This is a genomic window from Pseudomonas reactans, assembly GCF_013387025.1.
Taxonomy (GTDB): domain Bacteria; phylum Pseudomonadota; class Gammaproteobacteria; order Pseudomonadales; family Pseudomonadaceae; genus Aquipseudomonas; species Aquipseudomonas reactans.
This window is the reverse complement of record NZ_JACAQP010000040.1, coordinates 48,636-63,379: the sequence shown is the minus strand read 5'-3', so window position 1 is coordinate 63,379 and position 14,744 is coordinate 48,636. Positions and strand designations below refer to the sequence as shown.

Genomic DNA, 14,744 nt, shown 5'->3' with positions numbered 1-14,744 from the left:
CTATTGCGCCTGGGAAGGGATCAATACGGTGATATCGACGCGGCGGTTACGCGCGCGATTCGCCGCTGAATCGTTGGGCACCAGCGGTTCGGTTTCGCCACGGCCTTCGCTGCGGTAACGCTCCACCGGCCCGGCCCGCTGCGCCAGCAAGCGTGCGACGGTCTTGGCCCGCGCCTGGGACAGGTCGAAGTTGGAGCCCAGCCGTGAGGTCGCCGAGGGCCGCACGTTGTCGGTATGCCCGACCACCACCACATCCCCCGGCACCGTGGCCAGGGCATCGCCGATGCGTGCGAGCAAGCCGTCGAAGTTGCCCGACACTTCGGCGCTGCCGGAGGCAAACACCCCATCGCCGCGCAAGGTGATCACCGAGCGGTCGGCGCTGTCTTTCACCGCCACCAACCCCTGCGCCACTTCCGGCGCGAGGAACCCGGCCAGGCGCACGGGCGCAGGTGTCGTGGGCACCGCCACTTTGAGCGGCGAGGCCACACGGATCGAACCGAGCTGGGCGAACACAGGATCGGACGCACGGTTGAGCAGCCAGCTGTAGGTCAATTGCACACTCAACAGCAGCACCGCCGCCACCGACGCCAACACCCACAACGGGACCCGCCGCAGCATCGAGGCCTGCGGTGCTTCGGCACCGCGCCAACGCGGTGACAAGTCCTGTTCCCGAGTGCCGCGTTGCTGGTTGATCAATTGCAGCAGGCGTTCACGCAACAACCCCAACTGATCCATGCCGCGATCCAACACGCGATAACGCCCTTCCAGGCCCAGGGCCATGCACAGGTACATCAACTCCAGCACGTCGATATGGGTACGCAGGTCCTGGCTCAGGCGCTGCAGGATCATGAAGAACTTCTCGCCGCCCCACGCCTCGTTGTGGAAGGTCACCAACAGGCTGCGGCTGCCCCACACACCGGCGCCCCACGGCGTGCTGGCGATGGTTTCGTCGACCAGGGTGCACAGCGCGTAGCGCGCGGCCGCCACGGTTTCCACATCCACTTGGCTGGCGCGGGCCTGAGTTTCAAAGGCCTGCACCGCCTGGATCAGGCGCTGGCGCAGGCCTTCCATGTCCGGCATGGTGGTGAGGCTGCGCAGCGGCACCACCAGATCCAGCAGCGGGTTGGCCGCGCGCACCAGCGGGTTGAGCCCCTGCCCCTGTAACACCACGGCTTCGCGCTGTACCGGTGTCACAGGCGGCACTGCCCTGCGTCCGCCTGGCGTGGGAATCAGCAAGGTGCGATCCGGGTCGCCTTCAAAAGTGTCGTTCACGTCAGTCACCTTGCCTTAGTTGCGGATCGCCCAGAACTGCATGTCCAGCCCTGGGAACACCCCGGCGATATGCAGGGCAAAGCCGGCCGACTGGCTCAGCAATTGCCAATATTCGCTGCTGCGATCGAGTTCGAAATAGGTAAAGCCGGCGTGGAACGGCAACTGCCGTGGCGCCACCGGCAAGGGGCGCAGACCGATACCCGGCAATTGCAGGTTGACCAGGTCGCGGATCTTTTCCACCGAGCCGATCTTGACCTGCGGCGGGAAACTGTTGCGCACGCTCTCGGCGGACATCTGTGCCTGCACCGCGAGGATGAAGGTGGCCGAACGCAGCAGGTCCTGGTCAGGCAGCACTGCCACGCGAATGCCGTACTGGCGCTCTTCCAGAGGGATGGCGATGGCGCGTGCATCCATCACCGTCGACAGCGCGCGGCGCAGGTCGCGCATTACCGGGGCGAAGGTTTCCGCCAGGGCCGCATGGCGGTACGCCGGGTAGGCAGCGGCGCGCTTGTCATCGCGGGTAAAAGTCGCCAATTCACCGGCCAGGCTCGCGAGGTCGCGGTACAACTGCTCGGGATGCAGACCGGTCATCGCGGCCAAGTGGCGCACCAACGGCAGGCTGCGATTGAGCACCTGTAACAACAGGAAGTCGGCGATTTCTGCTGCGCCGCTGCCGTCGGGTTGGGTCAGGCGCGACGCCAGCGCCTCGACCCGTTGCTGCACCAGGCCCAGCAGCTCATCGACAAACGCTCCCAGGCGTTCGGCGGCGCGCATGTCCAGGCACGGCGGGCAGTAAGTGCGGTCGAGCACCACGCTTTTGTCGGCACGCTTTTCCACCACATGGGCGATGCCCAGGGTGGTGTAGGCATCCGCTACATCGCCTTCAAACGCCAGGCGCAGACGCAGTTTGCCGATGCTCATCAACGCGCTGCTGTCCAGGCCATTGCTGTCCCAGGCTTCGTACTCGCTGCTGCGATGGCGGGCAAAGTTTTCAAAGCTGGGGTTGTCATCCACTTCCGACACGCCAGGACGCAGGCTGGGCAGCGCCAGTACCACTTTCAAATCGCGGGCGTCGCCGGGGATCTCCAGGGGCAACGGCATTTCATCGCCGAAAGGCAGGCCAACCGGCGTGCCGTCAGGCAACACGCCGCTGAAGGACAACAAGGACAACTTGCCCATGGCCAACTGCTGCGGGTCGATTTCCAGCGTGGAAAAACCCCAGCTGTAAGCGCGCAAGGCACTGACGCGGGCTTCCAGTTGGGCCTGCAGGAAACGGTCATGTTGTTGCAGGTGCTGAGGCTGCAACAGCATGCCTTCGGACCAGACGACTTTGTTATTCCAGGACATGATTTCTTCTCAATAAAAGGGCTGGAGTCAGGAGCGCATCCGCGCGACCTGCTCCTCATAAGCCTTGGAAAACAGCTCACCAAACAGCCGCTGCAAATCCTCATCGGCATCCCGTGCCAGGTCTTCGTAGCGCTCTACCAAACGATCCCACAACCGCGCCTTGCGCCGCGCCGGCATCCACTTGTCCAGCGCGCCATGGGTGGTGCGGCGTTGCTCGACCCGTGCCGGATCAAAGCGCTGCACCACCGCGCCAAGGGCCGCGCGCATGCCGGCGATCACCGCCAGTTCGTGGGCCTTGAGGTCTTCGAACGAGGCGTTCATCGCCTTGACCGGACGCATATAGGCCGGCGAGTCGCCACCGAGCATTTGAGTCAGGGCGCTGTCGGCGTCAGGAAAGAATTTGAGCGGGTTGTTGGAATAGGCGCCGATCATGGTCATGTCGATATGGCTTTCGCGCTTGGTCAGCGCGCGGGCCAGGAGCACATCCATAGTGCCGGTGGTGGTGGCGCGGAGCATTTCGCCGATGAGCTGGGCGAGTTCGGTGGGCGAGCGCGAGGTGTGCAGGTCCGGGATACCGAGGCCAGTCAACAGGGCCTGCAGGACAGCATCCCCCACTGTGGGAGCGGGCTTGCCCGCGATGGGCTCACGCACACCGAGGTTTTCCTGAACCACCGCGTTATCGTTCTTCGCGGGCAAGCCCGCTCCCACATTTAGATCCGGCAAAACCGCTGGTTCTGACGACAGGCCGAGCAACGGGTTGTAATCCTCCGGGATGACTGGCGGCTCTGCTTGCCACAACGGCGCGTTGAACGCCTGCAACTGCGGCGCCACGTGATCACTCTCGGTGCCGCGAAACGTTGGCGTTAGCGATGGATTCAACCCCAACGGGTCCGACAACGGCATCGCCCCGTCAAACAACGAGCCGCCCTCCAAGATGCGCGCACCGGCCAAGTCATCATGCAGCAGCACCGGCACCACCACTTCCGGGTCGCGTACCAACGGCCGTGGGACTTCCAGGGGTGGCAGCGGCGCGGCCACGGGCGGCGGGGGCGGCACAAACAATGGCGGCAGGATCCGCGTGGCCAGGGCGTCATCTTCAGGTTCGACGGCGGCTGGCTGCTCCAGGCGCACCTCCAAGGCGTAATCACCGATCACCAGGCGATCGCCCTCCTCCAGCACGCGCTCGCGCCCGTTACCCAGCGGACGCTCATTGACCAGGCTGGGATTGCTGCCGGTGTCAGTCAGGTAAAACTCGGCGCCACGCAGCTCGATGCGCGCATGCACCCGCGAAATGTATTTGCCAGGGTCATCCAGGGTCAGGTCATTGTCCGGCCCTCGGCCGATGGAGCCACCGACCTCGGTAAACCGGCAGATCACGTCACCGGGCATCGGTTGGTCGCGGTAGCTTTTGACCAGTAGGATCAGGTTCATAGCGGGCTCCTGTAAGGGTTATTTGCCATCGTCGGCCTCCTTGGGCGGCAACGGCACGCCGGCAGGCCCCGTGGCGGCCGACAGCGCCAGTGCCGTCGCGGCGGTGCCGGCCTGGGGCAAGGGGATGGGAATGGTCGAGGCGAGAATCATCGCCGGGGTGAGGGTGAGAAAGGTCGTGCCGACTTTCAGGGTGATGGTCGCCCCGGCTTCGATCACCACGTTCATGCCGCCCTTGATGTGCACGTCGAGACCGGCAGTAACACCGGTCTTCAACTTGCCGTCGATGATCATGTTGGTGCCGGCGGTCATCGACACGGCGCCTGTGGCTTTCTCGTTGCGATTGCCGCCCACCGAGGAATGCCGGTCACCACCGACTTTCTCGCGCAGGTCGTTGTCGACTTTTGAATGGCGGTCACCGCCGACCCAGTCCAGGGAGTCCTTGAGCACGCGCTGGTCGAGGTTCTTCTGGGCGTGCAGGAACACCTGTTCCGCGCCTTTCTTGTCTTCGAAACGCAGCTCGTTGTAACCACCGCCGCCCTTGGACGAGTTGCTTTTGATCGTCGAACGCGTGGCATTTTCCGGCAGCGCATAGGGTGGCAGGGTGTCGGCGTTGTAGACACTGCCGGTCACCAGCGGTTGGTCGGGGTCGCCTTCCAGAAAACTCACCACCACCTCCTGGCCGATACGCGGCGTGTACAGCGCGCCCCAGCGTTTACCGGCCCAGCCCTGGGCGACGCGAATCCAGCACGAACTGTTTTCATCGCGCTTGCCCTCGCGGTCCCAGTGGAACTGCACCTTGATGCGCCCGTATTTGTCGGTCCAGATTTCTTCGCCCTGCTTGCCCACCACCATGGCGGTCTGCGGGCCGTGCATCAGCGGTTTGCGCGACACACACGGTGCACGGAATGGCTGCTGGCGCGACAGGGCGACAAACTCGCAGGTGAGCACCGGCTCTGGATGGTCCGGCGGCGTCGGCTCATAGGTGTCCGACGACAACCGGTAACGCGCCTCCAGCAACAGGAACTGCGCGTTCTGCTCGCTGCGCGGGTGTTCGGTCAAGGTCATCAGCGCGCCCGGAAACAGGCCGCGCGCGCGGGTGGCGCCGCTGACGCGCTGGGTGCCGGTGTGCAGCGACTCGATCAGCGTGCGCGCAAAGGTTTCGCCCTGTTTGCGTTCGGTGTATTTGCCGGGGTAGTCGTACCGCTCATGACGCGATTGCGGGTAGCTGCCGGCCAGGGTCGACTTGGCCAGCAGGTTGGCGCTGGGCTTTTCGAAATCGAAGTCCTGCAGTGTGTAGCCGCCCGGCTCCACCTCGCCGCTCATGCGCCAGTCGTAGATCACTTCGCTTTCACGCATGGCGTGGTCTTCGGCGGGCATGAAACGCACCTGGGCGTACCCCGGCGCGGACGAATGGGCACCGTAAGAATCAGCCAGTACCAACGTGTGACGCCCGGCCGCGCTCTTGAAGAAGTAGTAGATGCCCTCCTGCTCCATTAGGCGGCTGACAAAATTGAAATCGCTTTCGCGATACTGCACACAGTAGGTCAGCGCCTTGTAGCTGGCGCTCAGGCCCGAGGTGTCGACATCCGCAATGCTGTAGGGCGCGAACACCTGCTTGAGAATGTCCGGCACACTCAGTTCCTGGAAAATCCGGCAGTCGCTGGCCAACGTCAGGAACCACAGCCACGGCCGCAGCACCGCCGTATATGTGGCGTAACGCCCCTGGCGACCGGTGAACGCAAAGTGACTGACGTGCCCGTTGAAGTAGCGGCTGCCGCCTTTGGGCAGGTCCACTGCGATGGTCATCTGGGTGGCCAGCAGGTCGTCGATATTCAAGTCGGCGCGCTCGCTGTACAACTCCAGCCGGTACTCGCTGAGCTGGGACAGGCCTTCCTGCGCCTGCATGCGTCGAAACAGCAAGACGTCGGTGCCCAATACGCTGGTGAGCTGTATTTCACGGTGAATCTGTAAGGTCGCCATAGTCGGTTACCGGTCGGCCTCGCAAAAGGCATAGGCAAACTCACCGTCTTCCACGCGGACCTGAACCTGCGTCGCGGGCGTGCCCTGCAGCAGGCGGTTGAGGAACTCGGTGCTGATCGCCGGCAACATCGAGTTGGTGAGAATCGCGTCGATCATCCGCCCACCGCTTTCCAGCTCGGTGCAGCGGCTGGCGATCAACTCAACGACGTCGTCGCTGAAGGTGAACGGAATCTTGTGGCCCTCGGCGATGCGCTTCTGGATACGCCCCAGTTGCAGGCGGATGATGCTGCCAAGCATGGCGTCGCTCAGCGGGTAATACGGGATGACCACCAGGCGCCCGAGCAGGGCCGGCGGAAACACTTCGAGCAAAGGCTCGCGCAGCGCCTTGGCGATGGTGTCCGGCGCGGGCATGCTGGTTTGCGGATGGCGGCACAGGCGGCTGATCAATGCGGTACCGGCATTGGTGGTGAGCAGGATCAGGGTGTTCTTGAAGTCGATGATCCGGCCTTCACCGTCCTCCATCCACCCCTTGTCGAACACCTGGAAAAACAGCTCGTGCACGTCCGGGTGGGCCTTCTCCACCTCGTCCAGCAGCACCACGCTGTAAGGCTTGCGTCGCACCGCTTCTGTGAGCACGCCGCCTTCGCCGTAGCCCACGTAACCGGGCGGCGCGCCCTTTAGGGTGGAGACGGTGTGCGCCTCCTGGTACTCACTCATGTTGATGGTGATGACGTTCTGCTCGCCGCCATACAGCGACTCGGCCAGGGCCAGCGCGGTTTCGGTCTTGCCCACCCCGGAAGTGCCGGCGAGCATGAACACGCCCACCGGTTTGCCGGGATTATCGAGGCCGGCGCGGGAGGTCTGGATGCGCCGTGCGATCATTTCCAGCGCATGGTCCTGGCCGATGATGCGCTGGCCCAGGCGCTCGGCCAGGCGCAGTACGTTTTCAATCTCGTTCTTGACCATGCGGCCCACGGGAATGCCGGTCCAATCCTGCACCACCGAGGCCACGGCCTGTTCGTCAACGCTGATCAGTACCAGAGGATGTTCGCCCTGCTGCGCAATCAGTTCGTCCTGCAATTGGCGCAACTCGGCCAGGCCGGCTTCGCGGTCATCGGACTCGGCCAATTGACTGCGCAGGCGCTGGATCTGTTCCACCAGCGCCAGCTCGTTATCCCAGCGCCCTTCCACTTCGTCCAGGCGTTCACGTTCACTGGCCAGCAAGGCTTCGACCGAGACGCGACGGCTGGCGGTGTCCACGCCAATGGCGGTCTCGCGCTCGATGATTGCCAGCTCGGTTTCCAGGGACTCGATACGGCGCCGACTGTCATCCACCTCGGCCGGGGTCGCGTGCAAGCTGATGGCGACGCGAGCACAGGCCGTGTCGATCAGGCTGACGGCCTTGTCTGGCAGCTGGCGCGCCGGGATGTAACGGTTCGACAAACGCACCGCGGCTTCCAGCGCCGAATCGAGGATGTGCACCTGATGATGGTTCTGCATGGTTTCGGCAATGCCGCGCAGCATCAGGAGCGCGCGGGCTTCATCCGGTTCGTCCACCTGCACGGTCTGGAAACGCCGGGTCAGCGCCGGGTCTTTCTCGATGTGCTTCTTGTATTCGGCAAAGGTCGTCGCGCCCACCGTGCGCAAGGTGCCTCGGGCCAACGCCGGCTTGAGCAGGTTGGCCGCATCGCCGGTCCCGGCAGCACCGCCCGCGCCGACCAGGGTGTGGGTCTCATCGATGAACAGCACCACCGGCTTGACGCTGGCCTGCACCTCGTCGATCACCGAGCGCAGGCGCTGTTCGAACTCGCCTTTCATGCTTGCGCCGGCCTGCAATAGGCCGACGTCGAGGGCCAGCAGTTGCACGTCCTTGAGGCTGGGCGGCACGTCGCCACGGGCGATACGCTGGGCAAACCCCTCGACCACGGCGGTCTTGCCGACGCCCGCCTCGCCCACCAGGATCGGGTTGTTCTGGCGGCGACGCATCAGGATGTCGATCACCTGGCGAATCTCTTCATCGCGACCGACGATGGGGTCCATCTTGCTCGTACGCGCTTGCTCAGTGAGGTCGACGGTGAAGCGCTTCAGGGCTTCCTGCGGTTTGGTCGGGGCCAGTGCGCCGAGGTCTTCACCGGGTGTTTGGTAGCCATCGCTGGCGGTCATCAGTGCTTCGGGGGAGCCCTCAAGCACGTCTGCAAATCGTTCGCTCAAGTCATCGATACCGACTTTATTGAACTCACGGGAGACCCCGTACAAGCCGTTGCGCAAGCTGGGGGTTTTCAGCAGTGCCAACAGCAAATGGCCGGAGCGCACCTGGGATTCGCCGAGCATCAACGTGGCGTAGACCCACGCACGTTCGACGGCCTCTTCCACTTGCGAGGACAGGTCGGTGACCGACGTCGAGCCACGCGGCAAGCGGTCGAGGGCCGCCGTCAGGTCGCGGGCCAGCACGGCCGGGTCGATGTCGTAATGACGGATCAACCGCAGCAGGTCCGAGTCGGTCAGTTGCAGGATCTGCTGCAACCAGTGCACCAGCTCCACGTAGGGATTGCCGCGCAGTTTGCAGAACACGGTGCTGCTTTCAATCGCCCGGTAGCACAGGCTGTTGAGTTTGCCGAAAAGCGCGACGCGACTGATATCAGCCATGGGCAGGTCCTTGAGGGGTATGGGAGAGGCGCGGGTTGATCAGCAACTGCCGATCATCCTGCTCGGGGGCCTGGCTGCTCAGCCAACTGGTCCAGCCCAGGGGCGCAGAACCGAGGCGCAAGCCAGGCAGTTGTTCTTTCTTGACGATCAGGTTGACGTCCCAGTCCAGCGCCAGGCCGACGTATTGGCGCACCCAGTCCTGCACGCGCTGCAGGCTGTCGCCACCGGGCAGCAGGCGACGGGTTTGCGCCAGGTCAAGGGGGCCGATCAACAGGCGGAACTTGTGCTGGGTGTTCCAGACTTTCTTGCCCATTACGGTGGTCTGGCCGAGTACGGCAGCATCGGGGCCGCTGCGCAGGGCGCACAGGCCGTCGGCGGGCAATTTCATCCAGTGGCCGACAAACTGCTCGACCCGCACCGGCACGCCGAGGTAGTCGGTCAGTAGCGCAGCCAAGCCCTCGGCATTGCGCGTCTGCGGGCCCAGGCGTCCGGCGAAGTGCAGCTTGGCCACGTCGGGCACTGCGTTACGGTCCAGCAATGACGCTTGGCCGATGCCGATCAGGGAGCCCAGGTACTGCGCAAAACGGTCCGCTCCTGGCCGGTCCAGGCTCACCGCTGGCTGGGCGCTGGCCCAGGCGCGGTAGAACAGGCTGATCATGCGGTGGTGGAACACGTCGCAGAACGCCGCAAGTGTGGGGTCGTTGCGGTTGCGTTGGCGGTCGCGGATGTATTCGGTGAGGTGAATCGGCAACGGGCCGTTGGCGCCCATCAGGCCAAAGAAATTCAACAACAACTTGGGCGCAGTGCCCGGCGTAAGCGCAGCGATCATCGCCGGCTCGAACGCCAGCGACGGCTGCTGCCCGAAACGCACGGCTTCATCCGCCGGGCGCGCGGCCTGGCCGATGCGCGGCAAGTGCGCAAACGCGCACTCCAGCTGACGCAGCGCGCCGTAGAAATCGAAGCGCGCCGGGTGCGCCTCCAGGGCGCCGAGCAGGGTCAGAGGATCTCGCATCTGCCCACCCGCGCCGGCCAGTGCATGATCACGCCACGCGTGGTGCTCTTGATCAGCGTTTCGGTGAATGAATTGAGCGACACGTACTTGGCAAAAAACTGCTCCAGCACCGAGCCCAATACAAAGACGCCGGCGCCTTCAAACGCTGCTTCATCCAGGGTCACGCTGACCTGCAAGCCCCGCCCATAGGTGATCGGCCCCGGCAAAGGCAGGCGTCGCACGATGCTTTCGGCAGTCACCGAGCGCAGGCCTTCGATCTGCTTGTGGGCGGCTTCGTCTTCGATACGGCAATACAGGCGAAGCAGATCACGCAAGGCACTGGCGCCCTGCTCTTTGTCCTGGTCCAGCAACGACAGGTAATTGAGGGACAAATGGCTGACCAGGCGCCACGCCGTTTCGCCCTCGGCATAGGATGGCGCCGGCACGGTTGGCCCGACCAAACAACGCACGGCCTGCACCGGCGCGCCGGACTCGACGCTGAAGTCGGTGCGGCCACTGCCCACCGGCATGCTCAACACCAGGTCGCGGTTGCTGCACAGGGTGTCGATGCCCAACTGGCGCAGGTCGCTGCGGTGCGGGGCTTCCTGGGCGTCCACCAGGGACAGGAACAACTCGCTGCCGATGTAGCTGGAGCGCGGGCCTTGGCGGTGCTGTTGCTCGGACAACACCCGCGCATCCCGGCGCACTTGGTAAAAGGCGTTAGGCGGCTTGCGGGCGTGCAGGTCATTGGCGCGGTAGAACGACTCGAAGGTCTGGCTGGCTTGCGCACCACTGCCATAGCCGGTCACACCTTCGATCTGGTAGATCTCGTAATCCATCGGCCGCGTGCGGTCCGCAATCACGTGGTATTCCGCCTGCTGGTCGGACAGGTGCACACGCTCGGCGCGCATCGGGAACAGGTTGATCGCCGGCGTGCAGTAAAGGCCGAAATTGGCTGCGCTGAGGCTTTGTTCCAACAGCGGGTCGAGCTTCTTGAACAGCACGATCACGTCCAACTGTTCAGCGCTGCAGCGGCTGACGCTGTTGGCCAGTCCCACCACGTCGGCAAACATGAAGCGCTGCGGCATGGCGAAGTATTCCTGCAACAGCCGATAGCCCTGAAACTGACGCGGGCCGGTGGGCAGCAACGCTTCGCTGTCGCTGTAGCCCAGGCTGCGAATCGCGCTTTTGGGCAGGAATTGGTGCCAGTCGACATGCTCCTGCACCGGCATCACCAGCACGCCGGCGGCCTGGGCCAGCAGGTGTTCGAGGATGCGCGACGGCATGGCGTCGCCGCCACGGATGTGCAGCGGCAGGTTATCGAGGGACAGGTCGCTGAAAGTCAGGCCGGCACCAACCCTGAGGCGTAGGCGCAGGGCTGCCTTGACGCCGCCCAGGCGCGACAGATCGACGCCGGCCACTTGCGCGCCGCAGGCAAAGTAGCGCGCCTCGACCAGCTCGACGGGCCACAGGGTCACATCGTGAGCGGTGCGAAATTCGCAGGCGGTCTGGTCGCCCTTGCCCAACTGGCTGTGCAACGCGGTATCGCGTGGCACCTTGAACCCAGAGGCCAGACTGCCCTCGCCCATGTCCGGCTGCAATTGCACCACCGCCATCGACGGCGTGGGCGCCAGGTATTGCGGGTACACCAGCTCCAGCAAGTGGTTGGTAAACCGTGGGAACTCGGCGTCGATCTTCAACTGCACCCGCGCCGCCAGAAAGCTGAACCCCTCCAGCAACCGCTCCACATACGGGTCGGCACAGGCATAGGTTTCCAGCCCCAGGCGTCCGGCGACCTTGGGGTAGTCACGGGCGAACTCACCGCCGACTTCCCGCAGGTGAGCCAGTTCACGTTCGTAATAGCGCAGCAGTTTGGCGTTCACCGCACGTCCCTTGTCTCGATATCGAAGAGCCTGGCCTCGCCTGCTTCCAGGTCGAGTTCGGTCTTCAGGTACAGGCGCTCGGGCAACGGTTGGCCCCAGAGTTCGCCATGAATCTCAAAGGCCATCTGGTTAGGACTGGCCGTGGCCCCCGAGGGCGCAACAGGCACCACCCGCACGCTGTTGCGTAAAATCCGCGGTTCGAAATCCCAGATTGCCTGGCGGATGCGCCGCCCCAGCTCTTCCCGGTCCAAACCGGCGGCGGTCTTGCCGGCAAGGTCCGGCAGACCAAAATTGACCACCGACTGCATCGCCAGCGGATGTGCGCTCAAGTCGCGAAAACTGCCCAGGCTGGTGCTGTTGAGTAGCCAACCCAGGTCACGCAACACCGCCTGGCGCAAGCCGCGCATGGACAGCACGCGCTTGTCCCGTGGCTCCACGGCCTGCTCGGTGTCGTCATCGCTCAGGCGGTCGAGCAAGGACGGTTGCAGGCGTTCGCGACTGGTGAGTTCAGCCATGGTTAAGGCCTTGAGTAAGGTTCACGAGGTTCTCCACTGTGGCGAGGGAGCTTGCTCCCTCCCCACATCCACCGGGGTGCCGGCATCAAATCTTCTGGTTCTTTTCCAGGTCCCACTTCTTCGGCGTGCCGGTGATCACGGTGTCGCCGGTGAAGGAGTCGAACTCGTAGCTGATGGTGGTGAAGTTGATCGAGATGGTTTCGCTCGGGCGCTCGCCGTTGCTGCTGGCGGAGTAGGAGCTGATGATCGCGCTGCCAAGGATCAACTTGAGGAATACCTGTTGCTTCTTGTCCGGGCCGCCGGTCTGGATGAAATGGATCTCGGCATCACCCAGGCTCTTGCCGCACACGGCCTGCATGAACAAGTCGGCGGAAGCCAGGTCGGTGACCTTGGTCATGGAGATTTCCGAGAACGATGGGTTGCTGGTGTCGCGGTCGGCGCCGCCGCCACTGGTGGAGATCGCCCGGCCAACACCCATCTGGATCGCATCGATGGTGATCCAGTCCTTGTGCCCGTCGACGGTGGAGGTGCCTTTGATCTGGGTGCCTTTGAAGTTCAGCAAAATCATGGTGGTTACCTTTCAGGGTTGATCAGTTGGATTTGGTGGACGGCAGCTTGGAGACCAGGCGCAGGGACACGGTCAGGCCTTCGAGTTGGTAATGCGGGCGCAGGAAAAACTTGGCGCCGTAGTAGCCGGGGTTGCCTTCGATTTCTTCCACCACCACTTCAGCGCCGGCCAGTGGCTTACGCGCTTTGTCGGCATCGGTGGCGGTGGCCGGGTTGTGTTCCACGTAGCGGCCGATCCAGTTGTTGAGCCAGATCTGCATGTCGTCGCGCTCTTTGAATGAGCCGATCTTGTCGCGCACGATGCACTTCAAGTAGTGGGCGAACCGGCAGGTGGCGAACAGGTACGGCAGGCGTGCGGCCAGGTTGGCGTTGGCGGTGGCGTCCGGGTCTTCGTACTCGGCGGGCTTGTGCATCGACTGCGCGCCGATAAAGGCCGCCAGGTCGCTGTTCTTCTTGTGCACCAGAGGCATGAAACCGTTCTTGGCCAGTTCCGCTTCGCGACGGTCGCTGATGGCGATTTCGGTCGGGCAGGTCATGTCGACACCGCCGTCATCGGTCGGGAAGGTATGCACCGGCAGCCCTTCCACCACGCCACCGGATTCGATGCCGCGAATCTGCGAGCACCAGCCGTAGTGTTTGAACGAGCGGTTGATGTTCACCGCCATGGCATAGGCGGCGTTGGCCCAGGTGAAGTCCTTGGCGCCAGCGGCATCGGTGGTTTCTTCGAAGTCGAATGCTTCCACCGGGTTGGTCTTGGCACCATAAGGCGCACGGGACAGGAAGCGCGGCATTGCCAGGCCCACGTAACGCGAATCCTCACTGGCGCGGAAGCTGCGCCAAGCCGCGTGTTCCGGGGTCTGGAAGATCTTGGTCAGGTCGCGCGGGTTGGCCAGTTCCTGCCATGACTCCATCAGCATCACGCTGGGGTCGGCGGCCGTAATCAGCGGGCAATGCGCCGCCGCGCTGACGCGGGCCATCTGGGTCAGCAGCTCCACGTCCGGCGCGCTGTTGTTGAAGTAGTAATCGGCCACGAATGCGCCATAGGGCTCGCCGCCGAACTGGCCGTATTCCTCTTCGTAGAGTTTCTTGAAGATCGGGCTCTGGTCCCAGGCGACGCCCTTGAACTTGCGCAACGTCTTGTGCACTTCGTTCTTGGAAATGTTCATGACCCGGATCTTCAGCGACTCGTCGGTCTCGGTGTTGTTGACCAGGTAATGCAGGCCGCGCCAGGCGCTTTCCACACCCTGGAATTCCTCGTGGTGCAGGATGTGGTTGACCTGCTCGGTGAGCTTCTGATCGAGGGCGGCGATCAGGCCTTCGATGGTGCCCAGCACGTCGTGGGGCATCAGTTGAGTGCCTTGCAACGCTTGCTCGGCCAGGGTGCGCACGGCGGTTTCCACCGCTTCCTTGGCCTTGTCGGTCTTGGGCTTGAACTCTTTTTGCAGCAGGCTGGCGAAGTCGCCGGCGTCGAACTCAGTGGTGACCAGCGGCTGTCCGGCCTGTTCCGATTGCGGGGTGGACATGACGGTTTCCTCGAATTTTGGGCAAAGCATCCCCGTACCGGGGCAAACGAGGCACCGGCAGAGTCAGCGGTTATTCAGTTATTCGCTTGGTTTTGGCGCAGTGCTCAAGGCCTGCATCACGCTCGGGTCGGCGAGCAGTTTGGCCAGCAGCTCCTCGGCGCCGACCTTGCCGTCCATGTAGGTCAGCAGGTTGGACAATTGGCTGCGTGCGGTGAGCAGTTGGTTGAGGCTCGGCACCTTGCGGGCAATGGCCGCCGGGCTGAAGTCGTCCATGGTTTCGAAGGTGATCTCCACCGGCAGGTTGCCCTCGCCGCTCAGGGTGTTGGGCACCTGGAACGCCACGCGCGGTTTCATCGACTTGAGGCGCTCGTCGAAGTTGTCGATGTCGACTTCCAGGAACTTGCGCTCGGCCACCGGCGGCAACGGCTCGGCGGGTTTGCCGGAGAGGTCGGAAAATACCCCCATCACAAAGGGCAACTGCACGGTTTTTTCCGAGCCGTAGATCTCCACGTCGTATTCGATCTGCACACGTGGCGCCCGGTTGCGAGCGATAAACTTCTGACTGCTTTCTTTGGCCACAGGACAAGCT

11 protein-coding genes are annotated in these 14,744 nt (G+C 63.6%); all 11 read right to left on the bottom strand.

The window, feature by feature from the left end; genetic code table 11:
• Positions 1–1,272 (bottom strand): type IVB secretion system protein IcmH/DotU, encoded by a 1,272-nt coding sequence (icmH, locus tag HX793_RS27670; RefSeq protein ID WP_016974941.1) that lies wholly within the window; start codon positions 1,270–1,272, stop codon positions 1–3.
• A gap of 15 nt (positions 1,273–1,287) precedes the next feature.
• Positions 1,288–2,619, bottom strand: a complete 1,332-nt coding sequence (gene tssK / locus HX793_RS27665) for a type VI secretion system baseplate subunit TssK (protein WP_177095165.1) — start codon at positions 2,617–2,619, stop codon at positions 1,288–1,290.
• 27 nt (positions 2,620–2,646) lie between these two features.
• Positions 2,647–4,050 carry a type VI secretion system-associated FHA domain protein TagH gene (gene tagH / locus HX793_RS27660; RefSeq protein ID WP_177095157.1) on the bottom strand — a complete coding sequence of 468 codons (1,404 nt, stop codon included), beginning with the start codon at positions 4,048–4,050 and terminating at the stop codon, positions 2,647–2,649.
• 18 nt (positions 4,051–4,068) lie between these two features.
• Positions 4,069–6,030, bottom strand: a complete 1,962-nt coding sequence (locus HX793_RS27655; RefSeq protein WP_177095155.1) for a type VI secretion system Vgr family protein — start codon at positions 6,028–6,030, stop codon at positions 4,069–4,071.
• 6 nt (positions 6,031–6,036) lie between these two features.
• Entirely contained in the window at positions 6,037–8,676 is a 2,640-nt protein-coding gene (gene tssH / locus HX793_RS27650; protein WP_177095153.1) for a type VI secretion system ATPase TssH, read from the bottom strand.
• A complete protein-coding gene (gene tssG / locus HX793_RS27645) occupies positions 8,669–9,688 on the bottom strand; it encodes a type VI secretion system baseplate subunit TssG (RefSeq protein ID WP_256354436.1) in 1,020 nt (339 codons plus the stop codon). The genes tssH and tssG overlap by 8 nt, the downstream gene beginning before the upstream one ends.
• Positions 9,673–11,550 carry a type VI secretion system baseplate subunit TssF gene (gene tssF / locus HX793_RS27640; protein ID WP_177095151.1) on the bottom strand — a complete coding sequence of 626 codons (1,878 nt, stop codon included), beginning with the start codon at positions 11,548–11,550 and terminating at the stop codon, positions 9,673–9,675. Before tssF ends, tssG begins: the two co-directional genes overlap by 16 nt.
• Positions 11,547–12,065 carry a type VI secretion system baseplate subunit TssE gene (gene tssE / locus HX793_RS27635; RefSeq protein ID WP_016977616.1) on the bottom strand — a complete coding sequence of 173 codons (519 nt, stop codon included), beginning with the start codon at positions 12,063–12,065 and terminating at the stop codon, positions 11,547–11,549. Before tssE ends, tssF begins: the two co-directional genes overlap by 4 nt.
• An 85-nt stretch (positions 12,066–12,150) precedes the next feature.
• Positions 12,151–12,633, bottom strand: coding sequence for an Hcp family type VI secretion system effector (locus HX793_RS27630; protein WP_016978511.1), 483 nt, complete (start codon positions 12,631–12,633; stop codon positions 12,151–12,153).
• Between the two features lie 22 nt (positions 12,634–12,655).
• Positions 12,656–14,155, bottom strand: coding sequence for a type VI secretion system contractile sheath large subunit (tssC, locus tag HX793_RS27625; protein ID WP_033896856.1), 1,500 nt, complete (start codon positions 14,153–14,155; stop codon positions 12,656–12,658).
• Positions 14,156–14,233: 78 nt separating this feature from the next.
• A complete protein-coding gene (tssB, locus tag HX793_RS27620; protein ID WP_016979439.1) occupies positions 14,234–14,734 on the bottom strand; it encodes a type VI secretion system contractile sheath small subunit in 501 nt (166 codons plus the stop codon).
• Between the last annotated feature and the right edge of the window lie 10 nt (positions 14,735–14,744).

Excerpts from the sequence above, each read along its gene's own strand:
- tssK (WP_177095165.1), bottom strand. The coding sequence starts at position 2,619 with ATGTCCTGGAATAACAAAGTCGTCTGGTCCGAAGGCATGCTGTTGCAG.
- tagH (WP_177095157.1), bottom strand. The coding sequence starts at position 4,050 with ATGAACCTGATCCTACTGGTCAAAAGCTACCGCGACCAACCGATGCCC.
- HX793_RS27655 (WP_177095155.1), bottom strand. The coding sequence starts at position 6,030 with ATGGCGACCTTACAGATTCACCGTGAAATACAGCTCACCAGCGTATTG.
- tssH (WP_177095153.1), bottom strand. The coding sequence starts at position 8,676 with ATGGCTGATATCAGTCGCGTCGCGCTTTTCGGCAAACTCAACAGCCTG.
- tssG (WP_256354436.1), bottom strand. The coding sequence starts at position 9,688 with ATGCGAGATCCTCTGACCCTGCTCGGCGCCCTGGAGGCGCACCCGGCG.
- tssE (WP_016977616.1), bottom strand. The coding sequence starts at position 12,065 with ATGGCTGAACTCACCAGTCGCGAACGCCTGCAACCGTCCTTGCTCGAC.
- HX793_RS27630 (WP_016978511.1), bottom strand. The coding sequence starts at position 12,633 with ATGATTTTGCTGAACTTCAAAGGCACCCAGATCAAAGGCACCTCCACC.
- tssC (WP_033896856.1), bottom strand. The coding sequence starts at position 14,155 with ATGTCCACCCCGCAATCGGAACAGGCCGGACAGCCGCTGGTCACCACT.